16 protein-coding genes and 1 pseudogene are annotated in these 14,163 nt (G+C 46.3%); all 17 read right to left on the reverse strand.

What is annotated here, in order from left to right; genetic code table 11:
* Nucleotides 1-5: 5 nt before the first annotated feature.
* The 17 genes and pseudogenes from ACQ5DJ_RS17455 to ACQ5DJ_RS17535 all read right to left on the reverse strand — a co-directional run bounded on the left by ACQ5DJ_RS17455 (nucleotide 6) and on the right by ACQ5DJ_RS17535 (nucleotide 14,160).
* Nucleotides 6-776: an isoprenyl transferase gene (locus ACQ5DJ_RS17455; protein WP_144614581.1), complete on the reverse strand. Its 771-nt coding sequence runs from the start codon at nucleotides 774-776 to the stop codon at nucleotides 6-8.
* 66 nt (nucleotides 777-842) lie between these two features.
* Nucleotides 843-1,400, reverse strand: a complete 558-nt coding sequence (gene frr, locus ACQ5DJ_RS17460; protein WP_144614579.1) for a ribosome recycling factor — start codon at nucleotides 1,398-1,400, stop codon at nucleotides 843-845.
* 2 nt (nucleotides 1,401-1,402) lie between these two features.
* Nucleotides 1,403-2,125 (reverse strand): UMP kinase, encoded by a 723-nt coding sequence (gene pyrH, locus ACQ5DJ_RS17465; protein WP_144614577.1) that lies wholly within the window; start codon nucleotides 2,123-2,125, stop codon nucleotides 1,403-1,405.
* A 159-nt stretch (nucleotides 2,126-2,284) separates the two neighbouring features.
* Nucleotides 2,285-3,172 (reverse strand): translation elongation factor Ts, encoded by an 888-nt coding sequence (tsf, locus tag ACQ5DJ_RS17470; RefSeq protein ID WP_429843590.1) that lies wholly within the window; start codon nucleotides 3,170-3,172, stop codon nucleotides 2,285-2,287.
* Between the two features lie 142 nt (nucleotides 3,173-3,314).
* A pseudogene (gene rpsB, locus ACQ5DJ_RS17475) lies at nucleotides 3,315-4,024 on the reverse strand (30S ribosomal protein S2).
* A gap of 246 nt (nucleotides 4,025-4,270) precedes the next feature.
* Nucleotides 4,271-4,948: a DNA polymerase III subunit gamma/tau gene (locus tag ACQ5DJ_RS17480; RefSeq protein WP_429843591.1), complete on the reverse strand. Its 678-nt coding sequence runs from the start codon at nucleotides 4,946-4,948 to the stop codon at nucleotides 4,271-4,273.
* The gene (locus ACQ5DJ_RS17485; RefSeq protein ID WP_429843592.1) at nucleotides 4,941-5,456 is read right to left on the reverse strand and encodes a DUF6115 domain-containing protein; all 516 of its coding nucleotides are present in this window, start codon (nucleotides 5,454-5,456) and stop codon (nucleotides 4,941-4,943) included. Before ACQ5DJ_RS17485 ends, ACQ5DJ_RS17480 begins: the two co-directional genes overlap by 8 nt.
* Nucleotides 5,457-5,488: 32 nt before the next feature.
* On the reverse strand, nucleotides 5,489-5,827 hold the full coding sequence (locus ACQ5DJ_RS17490) for a hypothetical protein (protein WP_429843593.1): 339 nt from the start codon (nucleotides 5,825-5,827) through the stop codon (nucleotides 5,489-5,491).
* 46 nt (nucleotides 5,828-5,873) lie between these two features.
* The gene (locus ACQ5DJ_RS17495; RefSeq protein ID WP_429843594.1) at nucleotides 5,874-7,292 is read right to left on the reverse strand and encodes a DUF342 domain-containing protein; all 1,419 of its coding nucleotides are present in this window, start codon (nucleotides 7,290-7,292) and stop codon (nucleotides 5,874-5,876) included.
* Between the two features lie 31 nt (nucleotides 7,293-7,323).
* Nucleotides 7,324-8,112 (reverse strand): FliA/WhiG family RNA polymerase sigma factor, encoded by a 789-nt coding sequence (locus ACQ5DJ_RS17500; protein ID WP_173624780.1) that lies wholly within the window; start codon nucleotides 8,110-8,112, stop codon nucleotides 7,324-7,326.
* A 16-nt stretch (nucleotides 8,113-8,128) separates the two neighbouring features.
* On the reverse strand, nucleotides 8,129-8,512 hold the full coding sequence (locus ACQ5DJ_RS17505) for a hypothetical protein (RefSeq protein WP_429843595.1): 384 nt from the start codon (nucleotides 8,510-8,512) through the stop codon (nucleotides 8,129-8,131).
* A gap of 3 nt (nucleotides 8,513-8,515) precedes the next feature.
* Nucleotides 8,516-9,001 carry a chemotaxis protein CheD gene (locus tag ACQ5DJ_RS17510; protein WP_007719270.1) on the reverse strand — a complete coding sequence of 162 codons (486 nt, stop codon included), beginning with the start codon at nucleotides 8,999-9,001 and terminating at the stop codon, nucleotides 8,516-8,518.
* Nucleotides 8,988-9,614, reverse strand: a complete 627-nt coding sequence (locus ACQ5DJ_RS17515) for a chemotaxis protein CheC (RefSeq protein WP_429843596.1) — start codon at nucleotides 9,612-9,614, stop codon at nucleotides 8,988-8,990. The genes ACQ5DJ_RS17510 and ACQ5DJ_RS17515 overlap by 14 nt, the downstream gene beginning before the upstream one ends.
* A gap of 5 nt (nucleotides 9,615-9,619) precedes the next feature.
* Nucleotides 9,620-10,096, reverse strand: coding sequence for a chemotaxis protein CheW (locus tag ACQ5DJ_RS17520; RefSeq protein ID WP_429843597.1), 477 nt, complete (start codon nucleotides 10,094-10,096; stop codon nucleotides 9,620-9,622).
* 16 nt (nucleotides 10,097-10,112) lie between these two features.
* Nucleotides 10,113-12,137, reverse strand: coding sequence for a chemotaxis protein CheW (locus ACQ5DJ_RS17525; RefSeq protein ID WP_429843598.1), 2,025 nt, complete (start codon nucleotides 12,135-12,137; stop codon nucleotides 10,113-10,115).
* Between the two features lie 21 nt (nucleotides 12,138-12,158).
* Entirely contained in the window at nucleotides 12,159-13,265 is a 1,107-nt protein-coding gene (locus ACQ5DJ_RS17530) for a protein-glutamate methylesterase/protein-glutamine glutaminase (RefSeq protein WP_429843599.1), read from the reverse strand.
* Nucleotides 13,266-13,296: 31 nt separating this feature from the next.
* Entirely contained in the window at nucleotides 13,297-14,160 is an 864-nt protein-coding gene (locus tag ACQ5DJ_RS17535; RefSeq protein ID WP_429843600.1) for a MinD/ParA family protein, read from the reverse strand.
* Nucleotides 14,161-14,163 lie beyond the last annotated feature (3 nt).

The raw sequence follows: 14,163 nt of genomic DNA on the forward strand, positions 1-14,163 counted from the left end.
CTCGGTTATACCGCCCCGTAGCGACGAGCTCGGCCTTGGTATTCCACGATTGCTTGATAAAAATGTTCACGGGTAAAATCAGGCCATAGCACGTCCGTAAACCATAATTCTGTATATGCTAATTGCCACAGCATAAAGTTACTCAAGCGAATCTCTCCACTTGTGCGAATCAAGAGGTCTGGATCGGGAATTTCGCTTGTATACAGGTAGCTCGATATCAATTCCTCAGTCAGTTGCTCTGGTTGAAGCTCACCTGCTTTTACTTGTGCTGCCATCACTGAAAATGCTTTTGCAAGTTCATCTCGCCCACCGTAATTCAAGGCAAAATTCAGTTGCAGACCGCTATTGTCCTTCGTTTTCTCTTCTGCTTCCAACAGTGCTTTCAGCGTATGAGAAGGCAGCTCGTTTTTACTGCCCACCATGCGTATGCGGACACCACGTTCTATTAATTCATCCAATTCTGTCGACAAAAATTCCTGCGGAAGTTTCATGAGAAAATCCACTTCATCACGTGGACGCTTCCAGTTTTCTGTAGAGAATGCGTACATCGTCATATAACGAACGCCAATCTCGTCTGCAGCCTTGACGACTTCTTTTACTGCTTTCATTCCTGCACGGTGCCCGGCAACCCGGGGTAAACTGCGCTTATTGGCCCAACGACCGTTACCATCCATAATAATCGCCACATGTTCCGGAATCTTACCGGAACGATCCAACTCGGCTGGCTCCGATTGCTTTTCTTTGCGGCCCCATTTGCGCGCCAGATGTTCTAACATAAAGTGTTCCCCCGTAATGAGAGATATAGACGTACATCCCCCTCAAACGAGGGGGATTACCATTACCTATACTTCCAAAATGTCTTTCTCTTTGTCCTTGACGGTCTTGTCAACTTCAGCAATGAATTTATCCGTAGTCTTTTGGATCGTTTCTTGGTGACGACGGGAATCGTCTTCAGAAATGGTAGCAGCCTTTTCCAGCTTCTTGATTTCATCGTTTGCATCACGACGGATGTTACGAATCGCTACCTTTGCTTCTTCTCCACCTTTTCCAGCCAGCTTCACTAGATCTTTACGACGCTCTTCTGTGAGTGGAGGAATGATCAGGCGGATGACCACGCCATCATTGGATGGGGAAATACCCAGATCCGATTGTTGCAGGGCACGATCAATTTCTTTGAGTGCCGTTTTGTCCCATGGCTGAATGATCAGCATACGTGGTTCTGGCACGCTGATGTTAGCCAATTGGCTAATCGGTGTTGGTGAACCGTAATAGTCTACCGATACACGATCCAGCATTGCTGGGTTCGCTCGGCCTGCACGCAGGCTGGACAGGTCTTTTTTCAAAGCATTAATCGCTTTATTCATGCGATCTTCCATGTCTTTTAGCACAGTTTGTGGCATAATTATTCCCCTTTCACTAGAGTACCGATTTTATCGCCCATTACTGCCCGGCGAATATTGCCTTCTTCAGAAATGTTAAAGACGATCAACGGGATACTGTTATCCATACACAGGCTAGATGCTGTAGAATCCATGACACCCAATCCTTTGTTCAGCACTTCCAGGAATGTTAACTGGTCGTACTTCTGAGCAGTCGGGTCAAGGCTCGGGTCTGCAGAATACACACCGTCTACCTTGTTCTTCGCCATCAGGATTACTTCAGCTTCAATTTCAGCCGCGCGAAGGGCAGCAGTCGTGTCCGTTGAAAAATAAGGGTTACCAGTACCGGCAGCGAAGATGACCACACGCATTTTTTCCAAATGACGGATGGCACGACGGCGTATGTATGGTTCTGCTACCTGTCTCATCTCAATCGAGGTTTGAACACGAGTCGGGACGTTCACTTTTTCTAACCCATCCTGCAAGGCGAGTGAGTTCATAATTGTGGCCAGCATCCCCATGTAGTCGGCTGTTGCCCGATCCATGCCTTTCGAGCTGCCGGAAAGTCCGCGCCAGATGTTACCTCCTCCGACGACTACAGCGACTTGTACACCCAATTCTACGATTTCCTTGATCTGGTTAGCGACGGAGAAAATAACCTTTGGGTCAATACCATACCCTAAGTCCCCCGCCAAAGCTTCCCCACTCAACTTTAACACAACCCGTTTATAGGCAGGAAGTGGCATGTGAAACGGCCTCCATTCATGAATCATTCTCTGTGCCCAGTCTGCATTCCTTCTAATTGGGAACAGGTGCATACTGCTATTTACATGCAGAAAGTTTCACACAAAGTGAAACTCTCGCTTTAAAAATAGGGAACACGAAGGTGTTCCCTATAACCTTTATTATTGCTTATTAACTTGAGCCATTACTTCAGCTGCGAAGTCTTCTTGTTTCTTCTCGATACCTTCGCCTACTTGGAAGCGAGCGAATCCTTTCAAGGTAGCGCCTGCTTCTTTCAACAGAACAGCTACTTTCTTGTCAGTATCTTTTACGAATGGTTGCTCAACCAGTACGTATTCTTCGAAGAATTTGGAGAGGCGGCCTTCTACCATTTTCTCAACGATGTTAGCAGGTTTGCCTTCAGCCAGTGCTTGGTTTTTCAGAACTTCACGCTCACGCTCGATCTCATCAGCGGAAACTTCTTCACGGTTAGCAAAACGTGGGTTGGACGCTGCTGCGTGCATGCCCAGGTCGCGAGCCAGTGTCTCGTCTTGTGTACCTTCCAAAGTAACCAGAACGCCGATACGACCACCCATGTGGAGGTAAGCACCGAATGCGCCATTGTCTGTTTTCTCGGAGATTACGAAACGACGGAAGGAGATGTTCTCTCCGATAGTCGCGATTTTCTCGTTGATTACATGACCCAAAGTCTCGCCAGCACCTTTGAAAGGTTGCTCCAACGCTTCTTCAACAGATGCAGGGCGTTGGGATACAACGTGCTCAGCGATGTCTTTAACGAGTGCTTGGAACTCAGGGTTTTTACCTACGAAGTCAGTTTCGCAGTTTACTTCAACAACTGCTGCTACGTTTCCAGCTACCGCTGTTGCAGTCAAACCTTCTGCTGCGATACGACCAGATTTTTTTGCTGCTTTCGCTACACCGCGCTCACGGAGCAAGTCAATTGCTTTTTCCATGTCGCCTGCTGTTTCTTCCAGCGCGCGTTTGCAATCCATCATACCTGCGCCTGTACGCTCGCGCAGTTCTTTAACAGCTTGTGCACTAATTGCCATTGAGTGAAACCTCCTCGAAAAGTTACGATCTTATTATAGTCGAAAAGCATGTTGCGTGCTAATCCTGCACGGCAACAATATTCAACAAAAAAGGATGGACGGGGGTTCTGACACCCTCAGTCCACCCATTTTACACACATGCTTACGCAGTTGTTGTTGCTTGTTGCTCTGTACCTTGGTTTCCTTCTTGCAGAGCATCTGCCATTTTAGCAGTCAGCAGTTTTACAGCGCGAATTGCATCATCGTTACCTGGGATCACGTAGTCGATCTCATCTGGATCGCAGTTAGTATCTACGATTGCAACGATTGGGATACCCAATTTGCGAGCTTCTGCTACAGCGATGCGCTCTTTACGAGGATCGATAACAAACAGAGCGTCAGGCAGTTTATCCATGTGAGCGATACCGCCCAAGAATTTTTCCAGACGATCCATTTCTTTGCGCAGAACGATAACTTCTTTCTTAGGCAATACTTCGAAAGTACCATCGTTTTCCATGCGCTTCAGCTCAGCCAAGCGAGATGTACGTTTTTTGATGGTTGTGAAGTTTGTCAGGGTACCACCCAACCAACGTTGTTGATGAAGTAGTGACCTGTGCGTTCTGCTTCTTCTTTAACGGATTCTTGTGCTTGTTTCTTCGTACCAACGAAGAGCACTTTACCGCCGTCTTGAGCGAGTTCACGTACGAAGTTGTACGCTTCCTCTACTTTTTTAACGGTTTTTTGCAGGTCGATAATGTAGATTCCGTTACGTTCGGTGAAGATATAGCGAGCCATTTTCGGGTTCCAACGACGAGTTTGGTGACCGAAGTGTACACCAGCCTCGAGCAATTGTTTCATCGAAATTACTGCCATATTTCACACCTCCTTCAAAAATGGTTTTTGTGATGCGTACCTCCGCCTCACCGCATGTTCCTAGCAATTCTGCCATTGGCAGCACCGTTGCCGGAATTGGTGGACGTGCGATTTCAACACCGTAAATGAATATATCATATGGGAGTTTCAATTGCAACAAACGAATTCCATTTATTTCGTAAAAAAAGTTTTGCCCCTTTTTGGCGGACGACAAATGGACACATTTGGTTACATTGAAAAAACCGCCTATTTTTTAGGCGGCGTTGTTATCAACTTGACGATGTCTGCTTCCTTAGTGGCGCTCGACACTTCATAGGTACCCACACGAATGCGATTTAGCTTGTCGCTCGCACGGAGCTGTGCCACAAATTGATTGTCGGCAGGAAGGATTCCTTCCTTTACTAGAATCTGTGCTACATCCTCTGCGGTTGCTTTGTAAGGAACAGTGAAAGAAACCTTCTTATCTACTACTGGTGCTTCTACTGTCGGAGCTTTAGGTGCTAATGTAGTGGGTGAAGTTGGTATCTGCGTATTTGGTACAGTTGGAGTAGGCTGACCGTTCTTACTCTCTGGATTCGTTGGCGGAATCACCTTTTGTTCCGATGAAGCTGCAGGAGTCGTAGGCTGTACAGTTGGCGTCTGCGGTTGCTTAGTCACAGGCGCCACTGTTTGACCTACCTTTGGCGCAACTGGCTCCTTAGGCACTCCAGGAGCTGGCTGTACGTTTACTTTCTTTTCTTCCTGCCACTGTTTGTATTCTTCTGATGTAAGTACGACCATTTCCAGTTCTTGTGCTGCTACTTTCATTTGATCGACAGTCAGGGCTGGTACTTGCGCAGTTTGCTTAGGCGCTAACAGTCCAATAATGGAGGTAGCCACAATCAGTCCTGCTCCAAATCCAAATAATAGCTCTTGTTTACGCATCGGCAAGACCCCGCTCATGCCTGTCAGCTAAGGAAAAGATCAAATCGATTTCCCCTCTGCCGGCACCGAGTCGTTTTGCGATCTCATCCCGAGACAAACCTTCTTTACTCAGCTCAAAGGCACGGCGATAACGTTCTCGCAGTGCCAGCATATCCACCTCATGAACTTGAGGGGCTGGTTCTATCCTATTCGTTTCATTTGGAGCCTCTTGCTTGTGACTTTCTCTCTTTTGCGATTGCTCTTCCATATTGTCTAATCGCTTGCGCAAACTAGCGATATCCTCAAGAAGATCCACTCTCATCTCCTGCCATTCTGCAGCAAGAAGATTGGTTTCTTGCTTTAGCTGTTTTTGAAGACGCTGCACGCTTTTTTCGAGCTCGTCCTTGTCCGTCGTGCGTTGTGTCGGTATTGAGGAAAAGGAGTCAACAGGCTGCTTCTTTTTAATGACAAAAGCAAGAAGCATACTGATCATTCCTGCTCCAATCAGGATGGGATACACTACGTCCATGTTGTCCACCTTTATTTCTGGCTTGACTTCGTTTATAAAGAAATATCTATAATACGTCCACGCAATGGATCTCTCATGAGATCAGCATTCGTAGATACACCTTCGCTCGATTCGGACAATTGACTTCCAGCGGATTCTTTTTTGTCCTGATGCTCTTGCTGTCCTTGCTTTTTTTCTCGTTCGCGTATCTGGTTCTTTTGTGATTGCTCAATATCGCTCGGGCTCTGGCGCATATGTTTATCCAGGTCTCTTCGCTGGTCAATCATTGATTGCTGTTCATGCATGGTTCGTTGTTGCTGATGCTCCTGAATTCGGCTGACTTCTAGCGTACGTGGTATTGCCACCTGCAATTCAACCGCTTTCAAACTCATATGGCCCCAACTCCCTTTGTCACACTAAGTATGTTAGCATCCTGGATTAGATAAGAGTCGCTGTGCTAATTTCACCGTCTAGCACAATAAATCGCGTTCTGGCATACTCGTGCTTGATAAAGTGCATCAACTTTCCAATCGTCATTTTGATTCCTGGATACATGACATGATATGCTTCAATGGCTGCTGGGCCTTCCCCTTTCAGCTCAAGTTCAATATCATTTCTGCGTGCTTCCAGTTCCTTGCTTTCTTTTTCCAGAACCAAACGAGTATTGGTTAGCTTAACTTGCATGAGACGTTTATCTGATGGAAGTTCTTTGCTGACTTGGAGGATCTGGTTAATAACCCCTAGACCTTGATCAGTTTTGCGTAAATTTTCATACACATTTTGTAGTTCTTTTTGAATATTTGCTAGCTCTTGTCTTAATTCCGGTTTTACTCCTACTTCGAGTATCGTAGGAGTGGCGCTGCTGTTCCCAAATACTCGAGCCACAATCTTTTCCCCAGCTTGCAGCACACCGCCAATGATGAAGCCTTTTGCCCCTTTGCAAATGATTTGCTTTCCGGCTCGTACGGTTGAGAACATGATGCTTTGCGAAACAATCACTTTGTTTCCAGCCGTTACATTGGCGCTTTGAATAAAGGAGGACCGGACATCTTTCCCCGCAACAATGCAGCCTTTGTCCTGGGCGACAATCCCACTTTTGATTTCAATGGAGCCTTCCGCGTACAACTCTGCCCCTTCTACACTGCCAAGTACGCGTATATCTCCTGATGACTTTACGCGAAAGCCATTCAATACGTTCCCGCGAATGACCACCGTTCCCACAAAATCAATATTGCCAACACCAAAATCAACATCCCCGTTTACTTCAAATACGGGAAACACGTTCATTTTTGCCTGTTCCGTAAAGGAGACTTGTCCGTCAATGGCGGCGTATAGCATCGTCCGCTCTTGATTGAGCACAACATTTTTCCCAGGCTTTATGTTTATTTCCTTGCCGGCTTTGGGAGCGATGGGCTCTCCGGTAACTGCTTTGCCTGGTTGTCCCTGGCTTGCTGATATTTTACGTGCCAAGAGTTGCCCTTTTGCCACGTTGGGAATCGTCGTTACATTATAAAAATCAACCCGGCCATCCTCTAACTCTTTTGGACCTTCCCCTTCATTAATAGATGCCAAATAGGGGTACTCGATAGTCGCATCGGTTCCGGCCACCGGAGCAATCCCTTGGGCAATCTTTACTCTCGCGTTTGCATATTTCGCAGGTAAGATACACAAGTTCTGAACCACATCATCGAGAATTCCATACTTCACATTGCTTGCCTGTAATGCTTTGTATACATCGGTTTCCAAGACGACAATTTCGTCGATATCTTGTTCGTCCACACGTAGAAGAACCTCAGCCTCCAGTTTATCAGCTGAAATTTTTACTTCTATTTTATATTTCCCGATCCCTTCCATCATTCTACCCCTCTCAAGCTTGGGTAATTTCTTCTTACATCAATTGTGATTTCCATCTGGACAACGCAGAACGAAGTCGGAAAAGAGCTTTGGAGTGCAACTGGGATATTCTTGAAGGTGACAAGCTCATGATTTCCGCAATTTCTGATAAGGTCATTTCTTCGAAATAAAACAAGGAGACGACCAGTCGTTCCTTTTCTGGCAATTTGTCAATGACCGTAACAAGAACCTCTTTTAAGCTGGATACTTCCGCCACATTATCAGGGCGTGGTGTGAGCTCGTCGATGATATACGAATGTCTTGCTGTTTTTTGTTCGTCTTCATCCCCTACTGCCTCATCGATAGAAACCATGCTGGCAAGAGAGGTTTCCAAGAAAACCTGTTGAAGCTCCTTTTTGCTTATTCCCAGATAATCAGATATTTCTTGATCGGTTGGCATTCGCAGCATTTGCTGTTCCAAGGTGGTGTATGCTTCTTCGATTTTTTTGGCCTTGTCTCGAACAGTACGAGGGATCCAGTCGTTCTCGCGTAGTCCATCGATCATTGCACCACGAATCCGCCACATGGCGTACGTCTCAAATTGGAGACCCCGGGTATGATCGAATTTAGCCAAAGCGTCCAATAGTCCAAAGCGCCCATAACTAATCAAGTCATCCTTGTCCACATTTGCTGGCAGATTAATCGCCAACCGATTTGCCACCTTATCTACCAGTGGCAAAAACCGCGTGATCAAGTCAACTTCCGCCTCGCGACTTCCCTCTTGCTTCCACATGACCCATTTATCGAACTCTTTTGCTTTTTCTTGACTGGTTAGCCGTGCCACGAATAGTCACCAACCTTTACTCATCTGATAAGCGCCTAACGACCTCTGCAACGGTGGCTGGATCCTCAGTAGGATGAATCCTTTCCATCTTGTTGATTGAGAGTGGTGCAAATGTTAGATCTTCCTGTTTTAATTGTTGTCCAATTTCCAGTACGACCCCACCTTCTGCTAGAGGAGAGCCTGTCCCCTCTAGCGTGTCCGTAACCATTGGTGGAGCAGAGGACTGTATGAATGTTGCGATCAACCAACGAATTGGAAATGCAGCGAGGAAGAATAGGACAAATGCGATACCAGCTCTCTCCAGTGATACGAGCCAGACATTACTCGCCACAGCTGTACCCAGCGTCACAAGAAATGCGAGCATTCCTAATCCAAAATTAATCCAAATGGTTCCTAACATTTGTTATACTTCCTTCACACCTTGATTTACGGTCCTGATTTGAAGAATGCCGTTTGTGGCATCTAACTCTATTGTCCGACCGCAGTTTCCCCCTGTATCTTCTGCCACGATCTTTATATGAGCATCCTTCAATGCAAGTTTGCACGCCTCTACATTCCGAGGCCCAATCCGCATGGTGTCATTATTCCCTAAAAATGCAAACATTTGTGCACCGCCAGCCAATTTCGCAACTGTGTGTCTGGTCTCAGCACCAGCCTTCACCATCAACTGAATCAGATGGGGGATTGCTGTATCCGCATACTTGCCTATCGTTAGCTCCCCGCTTTTAGCCAAAGACGATTCAGGGAGCATAACATGTGCCATTCCTGCAATTTTATGGATATGATCGTAGAGTACTACCCCTACGCAAGAACCTAAACCGGTAGTACGCAGCTTACTCGGCGGCTTTGCCACACCAAGATCAGCCATCCCTATCTTAATAATCTCCATCGAACGGAACCCCTAATGAACGAAATAGTATTGGGAGCGATTCAGGATCAGGAATTAAGAAAAAGTTCCCTTTTACTTGATCATTGCCTTCGAAAAAAGCGGTGTCAATCGTGAGGGCAAAGTCACCCGCTTGACCCAACGCTATTAATCCATAACTTAGAATAGCTCCAGCCATATCCACAGCAAGTGCAGGTACAGACGGTTGTAAATTTAATTGTGTAAAATCAGCTAACGATGATAGATAAGAGCCTGTTAAGATGTTACCAATCTCATGAAGCGCTGAGATCTCCAGCTCTTCCCACTCGTACACATCTTTATTAATTCCTGTAATTTGTTCGAGCAGGTGCTTGGCAGAATCCAAATCAAGGATGAAAAACATGTTCCCTGGACAATCGCCTTCAACCCGGAGGAAGACGGTCACTACAACAGTTTCCGCTCCTCCTACACAATCTGCAACTTCGTCGAAGGGGATGATCATAACTTGTGGAACTTTCATATCTATTTCTTTTTGTATGAGCTTGGAGAGAGCCGTGGCAGCGTGACCAGCACCGATGTTCCCGATTTCCCGTAAAACGTCAAATTGGAAATCTCCAAACTTCGTAAAATCGCCCATTTTACTTACCCCTCAATTGCATCCAACTGCTTGATTTCCTCAGTGCTCAATACTTTATCGAGATTTAAGAGGATTAACAGTCGTTTATCCAGCTTAGCGACGCCTCGCAAATAAGCAGCTTCCACTCCTCCAACAACCTCTGGAGGCGGTTCAATCGCATCAACTGGTATATCGATAACATCGTTAGCAGCATCTACAATGAGACCCACTTCCAATTCACCTACGGCCACGATAATGATTCGAGTTGCTTCGGAATAGACGCCTTCTTCAAGACTAAAGCGATTGCGCAGGTCGATAATCGGTGTCACAACGCCACGCAGATTAATAACCCCTTTGACGAAACTAGGCGTTCGCGGAACTCTTGTGATGTGTTCCAGCTTTTCAATGGATTTGACCTGATGAACCTCTACGCCATACTCTTCGTCCTTCAATCGAAAGACAATCACTTTGACTTCGCTAATGACTTCTTTTTGATCGAGCATGTGGCTACCCCTCCTTTTACTTAATCAGCGAGTTACAATCTATAATGAGTGCGACCTGACCGTCTCCCAGGATCGTTGCACCTGAAATAGCAAATACATTGACCAGATATTTGCCGAGAGATTTTAGAACAATCTCTTGTTGACCGATGAACGAATCGACGACAAGGCCTGCCATTTTCTCACCTTTACGTACGATGACGACTGCCACTTCATCTTCCGTCGTTTCTCCATTATCAGGCACTTGGAAAATGTCCTGCAGCGAAACGAGCGGAACTACACGTCCCCGGAAGTCTATCACTTTTTGACGGTGGGCCATCATGATTTGATCTTTTTTAAATACAGCCGTCTCAATGATAGAGCTGAGTGGGACAGCGTACTTTTCATCTTTCACTTGTACCAGCATCGCGGAAATGATAGAGAGCGTAAGCGGCAATTGAATGAGGAAAGTCGTGCCCTGACCGCGCACAGAATCTACGCCGACACTACCACCCAATGATTCAATTTTGGACTTAACGACATCCAGTCCAACACCACGACCGGAAATATCAGATACAACCTCCGCTGTACTAAAGCCTGCTGCAAAAAGCAACTCGTGGATTTGCTTGTCACTCATGCTATCTGCAGTAGCAGGGTTGACAATCCCTCTCTCAAGCGCTTTTTTGAGAACTTTATCTTTATTGATTCCAGCACCGTCATCTTTTACTTCAATAAATACATGGTTCCCACTGTGGAAAGCGCGGAGCTCGATTTTTCCTTCCTCTGGCTTACCCGCCTTTTTCCGATCTGCTGGAGACTCAATCCCGTGATCAAGCGAGTTACGCAGTAAGTGATTGAGTGGGTCCCCGATTTCGTCGATGACGGTACGGTCCAATTCTGTCTCCGCACCAATAATCTCCAGATTCACTTTTTTATTCAGATCTTTTTGCAGATCGCGAATCATACGTGGGAAACGATTGAATACTTGCTCCACCGGAACCATGCGCATGGTCAGAATGATGTTTTGCAAATCGCCACTAATCCGGCTCATGTGCTCCACAGTTTCCTGCAGTTCATTCTTACCGATCTCGCGTGCCAACTGCTCCAAACGACCGCGGTCAATAACTAATTCGCTAAACAGATTCATCAAGATATCCAAGCGTTCGATATCCACACGAATTGTTTTTCCACCTGCCGCCGCCTTCTTCACAGGTGCTTGAGGAGCTTCTGCTGCTCCTTTTTCAGCTGGCGCTGGTGTCTGTTGCACTACGGGAGCCGGTGGAGCTTCACTCTTCAATTGAATCGTTTCGATTGTCACATCTTGGATTTCCGAAATGTTAAGAATCGTGGTTCGTACTTTTTCAATCGATTGCTCCGTCACATAGGCGATTTCAAACGATTGTTCAAATCGCTCATTCTCGATATCTTCAACAGCTGGTTTCGTTTTGATCACTTCACCCATGGATTCCAATTGATCAAAAACCATGTAAGAGCGAGCAGCCTTGAGCAAGCAGTTTTCATTCAATGTCACTTTGATCCACAAAACGTTATTTCCGAGCTCCTGCGACTGCTTCAAGACCATCATTGCATAATCATCCAGCTCATGATCTTCAGCTGGTGTACTTTCCTCTTGGGGTGCTTCCACTACCATCGTAGCAGCTGCTACTTCCTGCTCAGCTGAAAAGTCCCCAGCTACAATTGCCCGCAGCTTCTTTACAATAGCGGATACATCCGCTGAACCGTCTCCACCTTCTGTGATATCGATGACCATGCCTTCAATCAAATCTACGCTCTGAAAAATAGCGTCCATAATATCACTGGTAATCGTTAACTTCTGATTTCGAATCAGGTCAAGAACATTTTCCGCTTCGTGAGTCAAACTCGCCATGTCTTCAAAGCCCATGGTCGCCGACATCCCCTTCAATGTATGAGCGGAACGAAAAATCTCTTTGACGTGGCCAATATTGCCCGGATCACTTTCCAAGAGTAACAAGTTGGCGTTGATTGCCTGTAGGTGTTCCTTTGACTCCTCAATAAACATGTCCAAATACTGATTCATATCCATAGGTGATCCACCTCCCAAAAATCAGTGCAAGAGCTTGCACAACAGCTCTGGAATCTTTTCTAATGGGGCCACGTTGTCTGCCAAGCCTGCTTGAATCGCTGCCCGTGGCATTCCGTATACGACACAACTCGACTCATCTTCGACAATACTTGTGACAACGCCAAGCTCCTTCATGCGCTTTAGCCCTTTAGTCCCATCATTTCCCATGCCTGTCATGATGATTGCCCATTTGTCTACATTTGTCAATTGACTGACTGATTCAAACAGGATATCGACAGACGGTCTGTGACCGCCTCGTGGCTCCTCTTGATGTAAATAGGCCTGAAGTCTCCCATTTACTTGTCGAACTTCGAAATGGAAGCCTCCTGGAGCGATGTAAGCTGTACCATTTTCCAAATACTCGCCATCGACAACCTCGGTTACTCGAATGTGGCATAACGAGTCTAGCCGATTTGCTAACGATTTTGTGAAACCTGCTGGCATATGCTGAACGATGGCAATTGGTGCCGGAAAATTCGCCGGAATTGCAGTCAGTACACTCTGCAATGCTTTAGGCCCACCCGTGGAAGTACCTAAAACCACCAGTCTTGCCTTTCCGCCCACTTGTGATCGCATCACAACAGGCGGGCTCGGTATTTTCGTACGTATTACTGGAGATGCCGGTGCGGCTTTGGATTCGGAAGATACCGGTTTGACTACGCGAGGGATCTGCTTTCTCAAACGCACTTTCGATGCTGCCGCAGCCTTCACGCGCTCGATAAGACGATCGCCCACTTTGTGAATGTCCAGAGAAATTGGACCAGAAGGCTTCGTTACAAAGTCAAACGCGCCTAGCTCCAACGCATGAATCGTAGCTTCGGCCCCTTCTTTTGTCAGGCTGCTCAACATGACGATCGGAACCGGACACTCATTCATCAGCTTTTCCAGAGCGTCCAAACCGTTCATAACCGGCATTTCAATGTCGAGTGTGAGCACATCCGGCGCCAGTTCCTTACATTTTTCAATACATTCGAGTCCATTCTTAGCTCGATCAATCACTTCAATCTCAGGATCCGTTGATAAAATGTCCGAAATCACTTTACGCATGAATGCAGAATCGTCCGTAACGAGAACGCGGATTTTGCTCATTCGAATGTCGCTCCCTTCCTACTTTTATGTCTCATCGTATGAAGTGCCTCAACTTCGCAAGAAAACCTTTGAGACCACTGACAGAAGCATCTGAAGTAACCGGACGATCCAAATACTGTTCTACCAGATTTCGTATGCTTCTCGCGGCTTGCGATTGTGGATATGTAAGTAGAAAAGGACGCTGCAGTTTAACAGCTTTTGAAACAATAGGATCATCCGAAACATATCCAAGCGATTGAATATCCATATTCAAAAAGCGTTTGGAAACCATCGCAAGCTTGTCCGCCGTCATTCTCCCTTCTCTCTCCGACGACGCTCGGTTTATCACCAAGCGAATGGAGACAGCGGGATTACGTGCGTGTAGCATCTTGATTACTGCATATGCATCCGTTATCGCTGGCGGTTCGGGGGTGGTAACGAGAATGACCTCGTCTGAGGAGAGCATGAATCGCATGGATTCTTTTGAAAAACCTGCTCCCGTATCAAAAATGATTGTGTCGGCATAGCCTTGCAGCGGGTCCAGGTGCGAGAATAAGCGATCAAGCTTGTGATCATCTAACTGCATAATCTGCGTAAATCCAGAACCACCCGCGATAAATTCTAAGCCTCCTGGCCCGTGCTCGATAATGTCCCAAACAGTCGTATCCGACTCTAACAAATGAAACAGATTCTTTTTTGGTGTAATTCCCATTAATACATCCAGATTTGCCAGACCCAGATCCAAGTCAAACAAAACCGCCTTATGACCCTTCTCAATCAAACCAAGTCCAAAATTCAAGCTAAAATTGGACTTGCCGACACCACCTTTTCCACTCGTCACTGTCACAAGTCTAGTTGGTCGTGTCTTCTTGTTTTGTAGCATCCGCTCACGGAGTTGCTCTGCTTGGTCACGCATCTG

Origin of the sequence: Brevibacillus sp. FIR094 (assembly GCF_050477165.1) — a bacterium.
Taxonomy (GTDB): domain Bacteria; phylum Bacillota; class Bacilli; order Brevibacillales; family Brevibacillaceae; genus Brevibacillus.